The 15,277-nt window shown below is 51.8% G+C and carries 15 protein-coding genes; 8 read left to right on the forward strand and 7 right to left on the reverse strand.

Annotated elements, in window-relative coordinates; all coding sequences use genetic code 11:
- Positions 1 to 220 precede the first annotated feature (220 nt).
- Positions 221 to 616, forward strand: coding sequence for a carnitine metabolism transcriptional regulator CaiF (caiF, locus tag ACLJRU_RS10020; protein ID WP_000333324.1), 396 nt, complete (start codon positions 221 to 223; stop codon positions 614 to 616).
- A gap of 77 nt (positions 617 to 693) precedes the next feature.
- On the opposite strand, the gene caiE is transcribed toward caiF, so the two are convergent.
- From caiE to caiT, 6 genes are all read right to left on the reverse strand, one after another.
- The gene (caiE, locus tag ACLJRU_RS10025; protein ID WP_001538919.1) at positions 694 to 1,290 is read right to left on the reverse strand and encodes a carnitine operon protein CaiE; all 597 of its coding nucleotides are present in this window, start codon (positions 1,288 to 1,290) and stop codon (positions 694 to 696) included.
- Positions 1,291 to 1,399: 109 nt separating this feature from the next.
- On the reverse strand, positions 1,400 to 2,185 hold the full coding sequence (gene caiD / locus ACLJRU_RS10030; RefSeq protein ID WP_000004376.1) for a crotonobetainyl-CoA hydratase: 786 nt from the start codon (positions 2,183 to 2,185) through the stop codon (positions 1,400 to 1,402).
- A gap of 53 nt (positions 2,186 to 2,238) precedes the next feature.
- Positions 2,239 to 3,792, reverse strand: a complete 1,554-nt coding sequence (caiC, locus tag ACLJRU_RS10035; protein WP_011264179.1) for a crotonobetaine/carnitine-CoA ligase — start codon at positions 3,790 to 3,792, stop codon at positions 2,239 to 2,241.
- Between the two features lie 62 nt (positions 3,793 to 3,854).
- Complete coding sequence (gene caiB, locus ACLJRU_RS10040; protein WP_023234796.1) at positions 3,855 to 5,072, reverse strand: L-carnitine CoA-transferase; 1,218 nt, start codon at positions 5,070 to 5,072, stop codon at positions 3,855 to 3,857.
- Between the two features lie 111 nt (positions 5,073 to 5,183).
- On the reverse strand, positions 5,184 to 6,326 hold the full coding sequence (gene caiA / locus ACLJRU_RS10045) for a crotonobetainyl-CoA dehydrogenase (RefSeq protein WP_000347134.1): 1,143 nt from the start codon (positions 6,324 to 6,326) through the stop codon (positions 5,184 to 5,186).
- Between the two features lie 34 nt (positions 6,327 to 6,360).
- A complete protein-coding gene (gene caiT / locus ACLJRU_RS10050; RefSeq protein ID WP_000787073.1) occupies positions 6,361 to 7,878 on the reverse strand; it encodes an L-carnitine/gamma-butyrobetaine antiporter in 1,518 nt (505 codons plus the stop codon).
- A 480-nt stretch (positions 7,879 to 8,358) separates the two neighbouring features.
- Here caiT and ACLJRU_RS10055 point away from each other — a divergent pair, with 480 nt between their 5' ends.
- The 7 genes from ACLJRU_RS10055 (at position 8,359) to ACLJRU_RS10085 (ending at position 14,213) form a co-directional block, all read left to right on the forward strand.
- Positions 8,359 to 9,129, forward strand: a complete 771-nt coding sequence (locus ACLJRU_RS10055; RefSeq protein WP_000692190.1) for an electron transfer flavoprotein FixA — start codon at positions 8,359 to 8,361, stop codon at positions 9,127 to 9,129.
- Between the two features lie 15 nt (positions 9,130 to 9,144).
- Positions 9,145 to 10,086 carry an electron transfer flavoprotein subunit alpha/FixB family protein gene (locus ACLJRU_RS10060; RefSeq protein ID WP_001032198.1) on the forward strand — a complete coding sequence of 314 codons (942 nt, stop codon included), beginning with the start codon at positions 9,145 to 9,147 and terminating at the stop codon, positions 10,084 to 10,086.
- Between the two features lie 49 nt (positions 10,087 to 10,135).
- Positions 10,136 to 11,422: an FAD-dependent oxidoreductase gene (locus tag ACLJRU_RS10065; RefSeq protein WP_001538928.1), complete on the forward strand. Its 1,287-nt coding sequence runs from the start codon at positions 10,136 to 10,138 to the stop codon at positions 11,420 to 11,422.
- Positions 11,419 to 11,706: a ferredoxin-like protein FixX gene (fixX, locus tag ACLJRU_RS10070; protein WP_000203727.1), complete on the forward strand. Its 288-nt coding sequence runs from the start codon at positions 11,419 to 11,421 to the stop codon at positions 11,704 to 11,706. Before ACLJRU_RS10065 ends, fixX begins: the two co-directional genes overlap by 4 nt.
- Positions 11,707 to 11,852: 146 nt before the next feature.
- A complete protein-coding gene (locus ACLJRU_RS10075; protein WP_001187057.1) occupies positions 11,853 to 13,193 on the forward strand; it encodes an MFS transporter in 1,341 nt (446 codons plus the stop codon).
- 88 nt (positions 13,194 to 13,281) lie between these two features.
- On the forward strand, positions 13,282 to 13,512 hold the full coding sequence (locus tag ACLJRU_RS10080) for a YgdI/YgdR family lipoprotein (protein ID WP_001172089.1): 231 nt from the start codon (positions 13,282 to 13,284) through the stop codon (positions 13,510 to 13,512).
- A gap of 284 nt (positions 13,513 to 13,796) precedes the next feature.
- Positions 13,797 to 14,213 (forward strand): hypothetical protein, encoded by a 417-nt coding sequence (locus ACLJRU_RS10085; protein WP_000767275.1) that lies wholly within the window; start codon positions 13,797 to 13,799, stop codon positions 14,211 to 14,213.
- Positions 14,214 to 14,435: 222 nt separating this feature from the next.
- Here the strand turns inward: ACLJRU_RS10085 and srfN are convergent, their stop codons facing one another.
- Positions 14,436 to 14,726, reverse strand: coding sequence for a DUF1471 family virulence protein SrfN (gene srfN, locus ACLJRU_RS10090; protein WP_000746019.1), 291 nt, complete (start codon positions 14,724 to 14,726; stop codon positions 14,436 to 14,438).
- Between the last annotated feature and the right edge of the window lie 551 nt (positions 14,727 to 15,277).

Below are 15,277 nucleotides of genomic sequence, written 5' to 3' on the forward strand. Positions count from 1 at the left end.
GGGTTTCTGTAAAGAAACCCTTTTTTTATCTTGCGTAAGGTCATTCCTGGAGAAGTCCGTTTCCGTAACCACATTTTCAATGTAATAAGCACGATATTGCTCACACTAATCAATATTTAAGTCGCATACTATCTTGCATATCCACAATTTTAATATGGCTTAGTTTTTATTAGTTTGGACAGGCCGTAGCCAGATTTTTAATTTGTGAAATGGTGTGCTTATGTGTGAAAAATATGTTGAAAGACCGCTTTATTTGTTAATTGCTGACTGGATGATGGCAGAGAACCGATGGATCACTGCCAGGGAGATTTCCCGTCAATTTGATATTGAACATTGCAAAGCAATTAATACGCTCTCCTATATTCTGTCAGAAGTGGGGGAAATTGTTTGTGAAGTGAAGATGATCCCTAACCAAATTGCAGGACGAGGCTGCCAGTGCCAGCGTCTGGTGAAAGTCGTGAGTATCGACTCTCAACTCTATCGCCGATTGAATCATAATTTGCAGGAAAGAAAAGTGAGCGTGGCGAAAGCGCCGCGGCTGTCTGCCGTTCCCCCCACAGAGCTAAACCGTGAGCAGAAATGGCAGATGATGCTCTCCAAGAGTATGCGTCGCTAATTGTCTGTTTAACCTGATGGCGGGGTAAACGGTAATTGACGCGTAGGCCGGATAAGCGTGAGCGCATCCGGCATCAATTACTGTGCTGATTTTGGCTTCACGTCCGTCGTGCCTTTCAGGCGCGGTCGGTTTTCTTCGACCTGCGTTAACGGCTTCGTTTCAGATAACCCCGTTCGACAACGGATCGCAAGATCCTGATATTCTTTGGTATTGAGGCGTTTCCAGTGCAGCTCCTGGTCCGTAACCTGGCGTAGTACGCGCGCCGGTGATCCCACCAGCAGTTGCCTTGCCTCACCCTGAAATCCGGCTTTGACAAAACTCATGGCGGCGACAATGCTCTCTTCGCCAATCACTGCGCCGTCCATAATGACGCTATTCATGCCGACCAGGGCGTCCCGTCCCACCACGCAGCCATGTAAAATAGCGCCGTGGCCGATATGGCCGTTTTCATGCACGATGGTATCGGTATCGCAGTAGCCATGCATAATGCAGCCATCCTGCAGATTAGAGCCTGCCTCCAGGATCTGGCGACCATAATCCCCACGCAATGACGCGAGTGGGCCAATATAAACACCGGCGCCCACGATGACATCGCCAATCAGCACGGCGCTGGGATGGACAAACGCGTCCGGATGCACCACCGGGATCAGTCCTTCAAAGGCGTAATAGCTCATAGTTGTACCTCGCTTTTTTTGCCGGATGGCGGTGTAAACACCTTATCCGGCCTACGGTTGCGCATGTGCTGTAGGCCGGATAAGCGAAGCGCCATCCGGCATAGTCACATTAACGACCTTTCCACACCGGATCGCGTTTTTCGGCAAATGCCTGCGGTCCTTCGAGCGCATCTTCTGAATGCAGCACTGACGGATAATGCTTCAGTACGCCGCTGCGGATGTAGCGGTAGCCTTCTTCTACCGGCATTTCGCTGGTCGCGCGATAAATCTCTTTCAGCGCCGCGATAGCCAGCGGGGCGCTATTGACCAGTTGTTGCGCCAGTTCGCGCGCGCTATCCATCAGTTCGCTCTGGCTGACAACGCGGTTCACGATCCCCCAACGCAGCGCTTCTTCGGCGCTCATTCGTCTGCCGGTCATTACCATTTCGTTGACGATAGCCGGTGGCAGCAGCTTAGGCAGACGCAATACGCCGCCGCTGTCAGGCACGATGCCGAGCTTTGCTTCCGGCAGCGCAAAACTGGCGTTTTCGGCGCAGACAATAAAGTCCGCCGCCAGCGCCAGCTCAAAACCGCCGCCAAACGCGTAGCCGTTCACCGCGGCGATAACCGGCTTATCGAGGTCAAATATTTCGGTTAAACCAGCAAAGCCGCCGGGACCAAAATCAGCATCCGGCGCTTCACCTTCCGCTGCCGCTTTTAAGTCCCAGCCAGCAGAAAAGAATTTCTCCCCGCCGCCGGTAATGATTGCTACGCGTAATTCCGGATCGTCACGGAAATTAAGAAAAGCTTCACCCATTGCAAAGCTGGTTTTGGCGTCAATGGCATTCGCTTTAGGTCGGTCGAGGGTAATTTCCAGGATCGGGCCGTTACGGGTCAGATGTAATGACTCACTCATAGTTCATCTCCAGATAAATAGTTTCCCGGCGGGAGGGATTCCTGCCGGAAGGTTTATTTCAGATTTTTTTTGATTATTTTTCCTGAACAGTTGCGCGGCAGGTCGGTTCTGATCTCCATAAAAGAGGGAACCTTGAATTTCGCCATATTGTTTTCGCAGAAGCTGAAAAACTCGGCTTCGCTTAATGTTTCACCTTCATTAAGGACGATAAACGCTTTAATGGCCTCATCACGGATCGCGTCTTTAATACCGACCACCACAATGTCCTGAATTTTCGGATGCGCAGAAATAATATTTTCCAGCTCGACGCAGGAGACATTTTCCCCGCCGCGTTTAATCATGTTGCAGCGTCTGTCGACAAAATAGAAATAGCCATCCTCATCCTGGTAACCCGAATCACCGGTATGTAACCAGCCCTCTGGTTCCAGCGCCCCGGCGGTTGCCTCCGGCTGCATGTAATACTCTTTGAAGATAGTCTTGCCGGGGATGCCTTTAATACAGATTTCGCCAATTTCTCCGGCGGGCAGCGGGCGATTTTGATCGTCGCGAATTTCAGCTTCATAGCTAAAACCCACGCGACCAATGGAAGGCCAGCGCCGTTTGTCTCCGGGACGGTCGCCAATAATTCCGACAATGGTTTCAGTCATACCATAAGAGGTCAGCAGCCTGACGCCAAAGCGTTCGGTAAAGGCGTCTTTTTCTTGCGCGGATAGATTGAGATAGAACATCACTTCGCGCAGATGATGCTGCCTGTCCGTTGGTGCGGCGGGCTGGACCATCAGCGTGCGGATCATCATAGGAATGCACTCGGTCACCGTCGCCTGATATCTACGTACCTGATCCCAGAAGGCCCTGGCGCTGTACTTCTCCAGGAGCACAAAGGTGCTGCCGGCGGAAAAGGCTGGCATTGCGGCGGTACACTGACAGTCGATATGAAAAGCGGGCATCACCGTCATGTACACGTCATCATCGCGCAGGGCGATTTGCCATGCAGAGTAATAGCCTGCAAAGCGCAGGTTATAGTGGGTAATCACCACCCCTTTTGGACGCGAGGTGGTACCGGAGGTAAACAGAATTTCCGCCGTATCGTCAGTGGATAACGCGGGCGTATAGCACAGCGTGGCCGATTGACGTGCTTGCAGTTGGGAAAAGTGGCTCACGCCATCGTCAGCCGGAAGCTGCTCGCCAATCAGACAGATATGATTAAGCGGAGTGCTATTGTCCTGGCGTATTTCACGGTACATAGGATAAAACTGGACGCTGGTAACCAGCAGACTCACCTGGCTGTTTTGCAGGATCCAGGCGCTTTCTTCGCCCAGTAAGCGGGCATTAATCGGCACCATAATGGCGCCGATTTTTGCCAGTCCAAACCAGCAAAAGATGAATTCCGGACAGTTATCCAGATGCAGCGCGACCCTATCACCCTTGCGGATCCCTAAGGAATAAAAAAGGTTCGCCGTGCGGTTAATCTCTTCATTGAGCGAAGCATAGCTAAACTGCCGAACGATTCCCTCACAGGATTCGAAAATTAACGCCGTTTTATCTCCGTACACCCCGGCCAGGTCGTCCCACATCTGACGTAAGTTTTGTCCGCCAACGATATCCATATTGCTTTATCCACTGAAATCAGGCGTGAGCGCTAACCGAAAAACCGATTAGCGCATCGCGTTTAATCCTCAACTTTGGCCAGGCCTTTGCCGACCAGTTCCTTAATATCTGCTTCGCTATAACCAATGTTTTTCAGAATGGCGGCGGTATCCATGCCGTGTGATGGCATGCCACGCCAGATTTTCCCCGGGTTGTTTTTAAATTTCGGCATGATGTTCGGCCCTTTACAGGTGCGACCGTCCATTGTTTGCCACTGAGTAATCGATTCGCGGGCAACGTACTGCGGGTTACCTTCCAGTTCCGGAATGGTGAGCACCTTCGCACAGGCGATATTCAGTTCAGCAAAACGCGCCTGAACGTCGGCGATGGTGTGTGTTGCCAGCCAGGCGTCCAGTTTCTCTTCGACGAGCGGGCCGTAAGGGCATTTCACGCGATGGATGAGCTGCGTGCCTTCCGGAACTTCCGGCGTACCAAGAATATGGGCCAGGCCAATATCTTTAAAACACTCGTTGATTTGCGTGATGCCGACCAACTCCATGACGATGTAACCATCGGCGCATTTATACAGGCCGCAACCGGCGTAGTAGGGGTCTTTCCCTTTCGTCATACGTGGACAGATTTCGCCGCCGTTGAAGTAGTCCATCATGAAGTACTGACCCATGCGCAGCATCACTTCGTACATGGCGATATCGATGCTTTCACCTTTACCCGTTTCGCGTACTTTGTGCAGGGCTGCCAGCGCGGCTGTCGTCGCGGTCATCCCGGAGAAGTAATCGGCGGTATACGGGAAGGCTGGCATCGGCTGATCAACGTCGCCGTTTTGGATCAGATAACCACTGAATGCCTGCGCGATGGTGTTATACGCCGGAAGATTGGTGTACTCCTCGGTACCATACTGACCGAAGCCGGAAAGGTGGGCAATGACCAGTTTCGGGTTATGTTCCCACAGCACTTCATCAGTAATACCACGGCGGGCAAAGGCCGGGCCTTTACTGGCTTCAATGAAAATATCGGTGGTTTCCATCAGTTTCAGAAACGCTTCCCGACCTTCATCTTTGAAAATATTCAGCGACAGGGCGTGCAGGTTGCGGCGTGAGAGCTGCGGGTAGTTAGGCTGTACGCGGATGGTATCGGCCCATGCGACGTTTTCAATCCAGATAACCTCTGCGCCCCATTCGGCGAACATCTGTCCGGCGAATGGACCGGCGATTTCGATTCCTGAAAAAACAACGCGTACCCCAGCAAGCGGGCCAAAGGTTGGCATTGGTAAATGATTCATCATTTTTCTCCTGGCATTTTTTGCGGTATGTAGACCGGATAAGCACAGCGCCATCCGGCATGATTGCCTGATGGCGACGCCCCGCGTCTTATCAGGCCTACAAGGGATCGATTAGCGGTATTGCTTAAGTACCGCACGACCCAACGTCAGGATCTGCATTTCATCAGAACCACCAGAAACACGGTCAACGCGCAGGTCACGCCAGAAACGCGTGATGCGGTGGTTGCCCGCGATACCAACACCTCCCAGTACCTGCATGGCGGTGTCTACCACTTCAAACGCGGCGTTGGCGCAGAAGTATTTGCACATTGCCGCGTCGCCGGAGGTAATGGTGCCGTTATCCGCTTTCCACGCGGCTTCCAGCAGCATATTTTTCATGGAGTTCAGTTTGATCGCCATATGCGCAAACTTCTCCTGAATCAGCTGGAAACGGCCAATAGCTTCACCAAACTGCACGCGCTGATTCGCGTAACGCGCAGCGTCTTCAAAAGCGCACATTGCGGTACCGTAGTTGGTCAGCGCGACGAGGAAGCGTTCATGGTCAAACTCTTCTTTCACGCGGTTGAAGCCGTTACCTTCCCGACCGAACATGTCTTTCTCGTCCAGTTCAACGTCGTCAAAGGTGATTTCACAGCAGCTGTCCATGCGCAGACCGAGTTTCTCCAGTTTGTTGACCTTGATACCTGCTTTGCTCATGTCCACAAACCACTCGGTGTAAACCGGTTTATCCGGCGATGCACCGTCTCTCGCCATGACCACGATGTACGGGGTATAGGCGCTACTGGTGATAAAGCACTTACTGCCATTGAGATAAACCTTACCATTTTTGCGCGTATAAGTGGTTTTCAGACTACCAACATCCGATCCCGCTCCTGGTTCGGTGATAGCAGAGTTCCACATCTGCTTACCGGTGCCCCGGAACGCCATGATTTTATCAATTTGCTCCTGAGTCCCTTCACGCAGGAAAGTGTTAAAACCTCCCGGCAATTGGTACAACACGTAAGTTGGCGCGCCAAGACGTCCCAGTTCCATCCAGACGGCGGCGACGGTAACAAAACCCGCTTCCAGACCGCCGTGTTCTTCCGGGATCAGCAGGCTATCAATACCCATATCCGCCAGCGCTTTTACAAAACGCTCAGGGTAGACGCTGTCACGATCGCACTCGGCAAAATAAGCTTCCCAGTTCTCACTGGCCATCAGTTCGCGAATACCGGCGACAAACAGCTCCTGTTCGTCATTTAAGTTGAAATCCATCTTTCAGCCTCTTGATCAATTGGGTTAATAAGAATTACTTGTCTTTCCAGTGCACTTTGGCGTCTTTAATAAAGGACAGCGTCACCATAATGTTGACGAAGAACAGCGGACATCCTCCGGCGATAATCGCGGTCTGAATCGGCTTCAACCCACCCAGCGCCAGCAGAACGATACCGATGATGCCGACCAGCACTGACCAGCCGATACGCACTAACAGAGGCGGCTCTTCACCATCGCGAACTTCGCGACAGGTCGACATCGCCAGGGTGTAAGAGCAGGCGTTAATCAGCGTGACGGTGGCAATAAAGCAGAGGATGAAGAAGCCCCACATGGTGGCGGTGCTGAGCGGCAAGGCGGCCCAGGTTTCGATAATGGCGCGCGCCACGCCGTGTTGCTCAATCAGTTGCGGAATGTTGAGGATGTTTTTATCCATCAGCAGCAGCGTGTTACTGCCAAGGACAGTCCACAGGATCCAGGTAGACGCGGTCAGACCCATCACCATCCCGAAGCACAGCTCACGTACGGTACGACCACGGGAAATACGGGCCAGGAAGATACTCATCTGGATGGCGTAAATAACCCACCACGCCCAGTAGAAAACGGTCCAGCCCTGCGGGAAGCCGCCTTTACCGATGGCGTCGGTATAGAACAGCATCCGTGGCAGGTGCATTAACAGCATCCCGACGGAGTCGGTGAAGTAGTTCATGATGAAGCTGGCGCCGCTGACGATAAACACCCAGCCGAGCATCAGGAAGCTCAGGTAACTACGCACATCGCTGGCGATTCTGACCCCTTTTTGCAGGCCGCAGGCCACGCAAATCGCGTTCAGAATGATCCAGCAGGTAATGATGATGGCATCCAATTGCAGCGTATGCGGAATACCGAACAGCCATTGCATACACTCGGTGACCAGCGGGGTAGCCAGACCGAGGCTGGTGCCCATCGCGAAGATCAGCGCCACCAGGTAGAAGTTATCGACGATGGTACCGAACAACCCTTTCGCATGCTTTTCACCGACGAGCGGTACCAGCGTGGAGCTGGGGCGGATGACATCCATCTTGCGTACAAAGAAGAAGTAGGCGAAGGCCACGGAAAGGAAGCTATAGGTTGCCCACGGCAGCGGCCCCCAGTGGAACAGGCTGTACGCCAGGCCTATCTCTTTCGCGCCCGTGGAATTTGGTTCCAGGCCGAACGGCGGGGTGGAGATATAGTAGTAGATCTCAATAGAGCCCCAGAACAGAACCGCAGCGGATGTACAGGAGGCGAACATCATGAAAATCCAGCTGGCGGTGCTAAACTCCGGTTTTTCGTCACCTAATCTCTTTTTGGCATAGGGGCCAAAAACCAGCCAGAACCAGCCGAAGAGCATGACGACCATATACCATTCAAATGCCCAACCCCAGACGTTGGTGACATAACTGAATACCGCATTAATAACGACGTTAGCGGCATCAAGATCTCTGACTGTTAGCCAGCAAAGTATCCCGACAATTATTAATGGCGGAAAAAAAACCTTCGGTTCAATTCCCGATTTTTTCTTTTCATTTTTCATAAGTGAATTCCAGTGTGAAAACGAAATTTATTTAGCGTGCCAGTCCATGAACGTTTGTTTATTTATTATTAATGATTTGTTGATAAGTTTTTAACCTCTGGGACGCCTCAATGAGTAACTCATGATGGGTATTCACTTCGGGTGATTCTGTTATCTTCGTCACACTTTTTTGCGTTGATTATTTTGTGTTTAAATTTTGATTTTTGCTTTATTTATCAATTGATTGGTTGTGGTTTTTTAACTTTTTTAAGTATCTGACGTTCAATATTGTTGAGCCAGCAAACAATATTGAAAATTTTCATATTTGGCATATTTCTTTCAATATTGGTGAGGTGCGTAACACTATTGAAAGTTACGAATATCAATGTGTGACATTTTCAATATTGGTGATTAAGGTTTTATTTCCGAATTAAAGAGCGTGATATCTGTATTTAACACCGCCGATATAAATACGTTTCCTTCATGATTTCTGGAGATGCAATGAAGATAATTACTTGCTACAAATGCGTACCTGATGAGCAGGATATTGCGATTAATAATGCTGACGGAACACTCGATTTCAGCAAAGCGGATAGCAAAATCAGCCAATATGATCTGAATGCAATTGAAGCTGCTTGCCAGTTAAAACAGCAGTTGGGAGACGCTCAGGTTGTCGCCATGAGCGTTGGCGGCAAAGCGCTGACCAATGCAAAAGGGCGCAAAGATGTCCTCTCTCGTGGCCCTGATGAACTGATTGTGGTCATCGACGATCAATTTGAGCAGGCGCTGCCGCAACACACCGCTACCGCGCTGGCCGCTGCCGCGCAAAAATCAGGTTTCGATCTACTTATCTGCGGCGACGGTTCTTCCGATCTTTATGCTCAGCAGGTTGGTTTGCTGGTGGGCGAAGCGCTGAACATTCCGGCGATTAACGGCGTGAGTAAAATCCTCTCTCTTACCGACAGCACATTGACGGTAGAACGCGAACTGGAAGATGAAGTTGAAACGCTGAGCATCCCGCTCCCGGCGGTGATCGCGGTTTCCACCGACATTAACACCCCACAAATCCCTTCGATGAAAGCCATTCTTGGCGCGGCGAAAAAACCGGTTCAGGTCTGGTCGCCTGCGGATATCGGGCTGAACAGCGTCCCCACGTATTCCGCACAACAGGTTGCCGCACCGAAGCAGCGCGAGCGTCAGCGTGTGGTGATTGAAGGTGACGGTGAAGAACAAATCGCCGCGTTTGTCGAGAATCTGCGCAAAATCATTTAATTATCAGGGGATGTTATGAACAAATTTTCCAGTGTCTGGGTATTCAGCGATACCCCTTCTCGTCTGCCCGAACTGATGAGTGGCGCGCAGGCTGTAGGTGAAAAAGTTAACGCGTTCGTACTGAACGAAGCGGACAGCGCGACAGCATGCCATTTGGGCGCGGATCATGTCTGGCTGCTCAGCGGCAAACCAGAAGACCGCATGATCGAAGACTACGCTGCTGCGATGGCTGAGACTATTCGTCAGCATAGCGAGGGCGGCGCGGTGCTGCTGCCGAATACGCGTCGGGGCAAGCTGTTGGCGGCAAAGCTGGGCTATCGCTTGTCGGCTGCGGTTTCCAACGATGCCAGCGAAGTCGCCCTGCAGGATGGAAAAGCGGCGGTTAAACATATGGTCTACGGCGGTCTGGCGATAGGGGCAGAAACCATCGCTTCGCCGTTTGCCGTGATCACGCTCAGCAGCGGAACGTTTGACGCACAACAACCGGATGCTTCTCGCAGCGGCGAGATGCACACCGTGCAGTGGCAGGCTCCGGCCACTGCCGTGACCCGCACCGCAACCCAGGCGCGTCAGAGCAACAGCGTTGACCTCGACAAAGCGCGTCTGGTGGTCAGCGTGGGACGCGGCATCGGCAGCAAAGAGAATATCTCGCTGGCCGAAGCGCTGTGCCAGACGATTGGCGCCGAGCTGGCCTGTTCCCGCCCGGTGGCGGAAAACGAGAAGTGGATGGAGCACGAGCGCTACGTCGGTATCTCCAACCTGATGCTCAAACCTGAACTGTATCTGGCAGTGGGGATCTCCGGGCAGATCCAACACATGGTCGGCGCCAACGGCGCGCAGACGATTTTCGCCATCAACAAAGATAAAAACGCGCCAATCTTCCAGTATGCGGATTTTGGCATCGTTGGCGATGCGCTGAAGATCCTGCCTGCGCTGACGGCTGCCTTAGCGCGATAAACCATTTCGGGCAGGATGCGAAGGTATCCTGCCGCTGACAGGAGTACGTATGTCCGAAGATATCTTTGATGCCATCATCGTGGGTGCAGGTCTGGCCGGTTCGGTTGCGGCGCTGGTGCTTGCTCGCGAAGGTGCACAGGTGCTGGTTATCGAGCGCGGCAATTCTGCTGGCGCGAAGAATGTCACCGGTGGGCGTTTGTATGCACATAGCCTGGAACGCATCATTCCCGGCTTTGCGGATCAGGCCCCCATTGAACGCATGATCACCCACGAAAAACTCGCCTTTATGACCGACAACGGGGCGATGACTATCGACTACTGCAATGGTGAAGATGCTTCAGCGTCGCAGGTTTCCTATTCCGTCTTACGCAGTAAATTTGACGCCTGGCTGATGGAGCAGGCCGAAGAGGAGGGGGCACAACTGATCACCGGTATTCGCGTCGATAACGTCGTTCAGCGTGATGGCAAAGTCGTGGGCGTGGAAGCCGATGGCGATATTCTGGAAGCCAAAGTCGTGATCCTCGCTGACGGGGGGAATTCTCTGCTGGCTGAAAAGCTGGGCATGACCAAGCGTGTTGAGGCATCGCATGTTGCTGTCGGCGTGAAGGAACTGATCGAATTGCCGAAGTCGGTCATTGAAGATCGTTTCCAGTTACAGGGCAACGAAGGTGCCGCCTGTCTGTTTGCCGGAGCGCCGACCGATGGTCTGATGGGCGGTGGCTTCCTGTATACGAATGAAACAACCCTTTCCCTGGGGCTGGTCTGCGGTCTTCATCATCTGAAAGACGCGAAAAAATCGGTCCCGCAAATGCTGGAAGATTTCAAACAGCATCCGGCAGTTGCGCCGCTGATCGCCGGTGGCAAGCTGGTGGAATATGCCGCGCACGTTGTACCCGAGGCGGGAATGAATATGCAGCCTGAACTGGTGGGCGATGGCGTACTGATTGCCGGGGATGCTGCCGGCATGTGTATGAACCTCGGCTTTACCATCCGGGGTATGGATCTCGCCATATCCGCAGGCGAAGCGGCGGCGAAGACGGTGCTTTCGGCGATGAAGCGCGACGATTTTAGCAAGCAGTCGCTGGGTGAATACCGTCAGCATCTGGACGAAGGTCCGATGCGCGATATGCGCATGTATCAGAAACTACCGGCTTTTCTTGATAATCCCCGCATGTTTACCGCTTATCCCGAAATGGCGGTCAATATCGCGCGCGACCTGTTCACCGTGGATGGCTCCGCTCCGGTGCCCATGCGTAAAAAAATCCTGCGCCATGCGAAGAAAGTGGGCTTCATTAATCTGATGAAAGATGGCCTGAAAGGAGTGACCGTATTATGACATCTCCCGTTAATGTGGACGGCAAACTGGGCGTCAATAAGTTCAATGTGGATGAAGACAGCCCGCACATCATTCTCAAAACCGATCCTGATAAACAGGCGCTGGAGGTGCTGATTAAGGCCTGTCCGGCGGGACTGTATAAAAAGCAGGACGACGGCAGCGTTCGTTTTGATTACGCCGGGTGCCTGGAGTGCGGAACGTGCCGGATCCTCGGCCTTGATACGGCGCTGGAAAAATGGGAATACCCGCGCGGGACGTTTGGCGTGGAGTTCCGCTACGGCTAATAAGTACGAAGTTGTGCCCCCGTTGGCCGGATAAGATGCGGTAGCGTCGCCATCCGGCAATCATGTGGCGCCAATGCCGGATGGCGGCGGAAACGCCTTATCCGGCCTACAGATGCGCTTTGCCCGTGTTGAAACAGGACATCACTATGCAGCAGCCCAGGAACTTTGATGACCTTAAATTCTCCTCCATTCATCGCAGAATTATGCTGTGGGGAAGCGGCGGCCCGTTCCTTGATGGCTACGTGCTGGTGATCATTGGCGTGGCGCTGGAACAACTGACGCCGCTATTGCACCTTGATGCTGAATGGATTGGCGCGCTCGGCGCGGCTACGCTTGCCGGACTGTTTATCGGCACCTCGTTGTTTGGCTATATTTGCGATAAAGTCGGGCGGCGTAAAATGTTCCTGCTTGATATTATCGCTATCGGCGTTATCTCCGTGGCGACCATGTTTGTTTCCACGCCGCTTGAATTACTGGTGATGCGCGTTTTAATTGGCATTGTTATCGGCGCGGATTACCCTATCGCTACTTCCATGATTACGGAGTTTTCCAACACCCGCCAGCGCGCGTTCTCCATCGGTTTTATCGCCGCGATGTGGTACGTAGGCGCGACCTGCGCCAACCTGGTGGGTTACTGGCTGTATGACATGGAAGGCGGCTGGCGCTGGATGCTTGGCAGCGCCTTTATCCCGTGCTTAATCATTTTGATTGGCCGCTTTGACCTGCCGGAATCGCCACGCTGGCTATTGCGAAAAGGACGGGTAAAAGAGTGCGAACAAATGATGATCAAACTGTTCGGCGAACCGGTCTGCTTTGACGATGAGCCGCCGCAGGAGACCCGCTTCCTGCAGCTGTTTAATCGCCGTCATTTTCCGTTTGTACTGTTCGTTGCGGCTATCTGGACCTGTCAGGTGATCCCGATGTTCGCTATCTATACCTTTGGGCCGCAGATCGTCGGGTTACTCGGCTGGGAGCAGGGGCGCAACGCGGCGCTCGGCAATGTGGTGATTAGCCTCTTTTTTATGCTGGGCTGTATACCGGCGATGTTCTGGCTAAACAGTATTGGCCGTCGCCCTCTGCTTATTGGCAGCTTCGCCATGATGACTATCGCGCTGGCGCTGCTGGGGCTGGTGTCAAATCTGGGCATCATACTGGTCGTGGTGGCGTTTGCGGTATACGCCTTCTTTTCCGGCGGACCGGGCATACTGCAATGGCTTTATCCTAATGAACTCTTCCCGACGGATATTCGCGCTTCGGCCGTGGGGGTCATCATGTCATTAAGCCGCATCGGAACCATTGTCTCCACCTGGGCATTACCGATTTTTATTACTCGTTACGGTATTAATAACGTCATGCTGATTGGCGCGTTGATTTCGTTAGTCGGGCTTGGCGTATCGGTGATGTTTGCCCCGGAAACTCGCGGCTTGACGCTAACACAGACCGGAAACATGACTTTGCGCGGAACGCCATCGGATAACCCTCGTTAAGAGCGTTCTGCATTTCTCCCTGCTTTTCGCCAATAACGCTACAGTTAACAGTCACATGCTAAAACAACTGAAAAGCAGGGAGAACACCATGCAAAAACGTCTTATGACCGCACTGTTTACCGCAGCAACACTATTCACCGTCGCAGGATGCTCTTCTAACCAGGCGGTTGAAACCACGGATGGCAAAACTATTGTCACCGACGGGAAACCCGAGGTCGATAACGATACCGGTATGGTGTCTTACAAAAACGCCGCCACCGGGAAAACCGAACAGATTAACCGCGATCAGCTGAAAAATATGAGCGAGCTGGATAATTAATTCAATCTTTTCTGGTTAGCCGCGCAATAATATTTTCTCTTTATGCGCATCCATTTATTCCCATGCGAATAAACGGATGCCTGAACTGGCAGGGACGCCGGAAAACGTCGAAATACGTTCGCCCGTGTTCCCGCTTTCCCCACCGCGCTGTCCGCTTACATGAGGTTACACTCATCGACATTTCTCTGAACAGCGGCTCAACATTTCCCGGAAAAAACATATCGCAGGGCATTTATCCTTATGATTAGGTATAAATGATGAGGTATAAGGAACAGGAGTCTGTAATGAAACTAATACCTTTTTATTTGCTCGCGCTATTTTCTGCCGCCTCCGGGGCTACGGAGATAAACGTCTGCAAAGACCTGATCGGAACATGGAAAACCACGGCAGATAACCCGCCTTATACCATGACAATATCGCCGCCAGTAGAAAGTTGCGGGGAAAAATGTGTGAAACTGAACGTGCAGTATGAACTTGACGTGACTCACCGCAACGCGCTTTATTGCCATGAAGGACAAGAGGGGGTAAAAGGGCAGGGACCCATGGTGATAGCATTTGAAGGGGCGTATGGTGGACACGCTATTGGAACCTATAACCGACAGCTGCAATTACTTTGGGCTGGCGTAATACCGAAAAATAAAAAGGGGAAATGGATAACGAAAATGGAAAATTACTGGTTCAGGCAGGTAAAAGCGCACTAAACATCATCTTAAAACAGCCCGCAAAACCGTCTTATTCACGCAGGGCTTACTGCCTGCGCGCGCACATTCCAACGGCTTGCCTGCCCCGGTGAACTGTTGATAAAAAAGAGGGCCAGCATCTGTTTCCAGACGGCCCTGAGTGGATTGTGACGTAACATGGCACCTTGCTGGCGCTCTCTTATTATTTCATGCCTGTGCCCTCGTTATGGCGCAATCAGAGCTTTATTTCGTCGCATCGTTATAAACTTCGGCAACGGCTTCAAAATTCGGACCATGCTCACGTGCAGCGATAATATGATAATATTTTCCGCCTTTCGCATCGGCTAATTCTGACAGTTTTTCGCGTAGATCAGAGGGTGAGGAAATCTGTCCGCCACTCTGGGACACATTTATGGTGCCGACCTTAACCAGTTTGAAGTGGCTGATTTCTTGCTTAGAGACCTGCTCTGCCGCAAGCGTGCTGAATGAAGCAACCGTTGCCAGTAATGCGGCGACAATAATGCGTTTTTTCATGGTTCTGTTCCTGTTGCATTGATGATAAGGTTTGCGCAATATCAGTAATCCGTAACGAAATTATTTATCCCCTTCATACTTCAGGTTGCTTATGGGTTGGCTACGGATTACTCGGCCCACCTATGGGCCTCGCCCTGACGGGCCGTCGCACGCGACGTTCAAATCTGCTCCCGGCAAATTTGTCGCTCACCTCAGTCACATAATTATCTATGCTCCTGGGGACTCACTCCCTTGCCGCCTTTAAGCAACTCGAATTATTTTGGGTAATAACCTCGGTTGATTATCTGAAAATAGCCTTATTTGGTGTGACCGTCTTATATCTTGTTATAGTCACCTCTTTATGTTGTTGTCAATGTAAAATAATGCACTGCCAGCTAAAAAGAAACTTAACCCCCTGTAAATAATAGTTTTTATATTATTTCTTTTAATGGCGTAATTTTTATTGAATCACGCGGCAATACGCTAGTTTTATTCATAAGCAACATAACAGAATTGAGTTATGTTTTAATTTCCCAGCGTGATATTACCGGTTGTATGTCTATGGTTGCGCG

Origin of the sequence: Salmonella sp. SAL00653 (assembly GCF_046552515.1) — a bacterium.
Lineage (GTDB): Bacteria > Pseudomonadota > Gammaproteobacteria > Enterobacterales > Enterobacteriaceae > Salmonella > Salmonella enterica.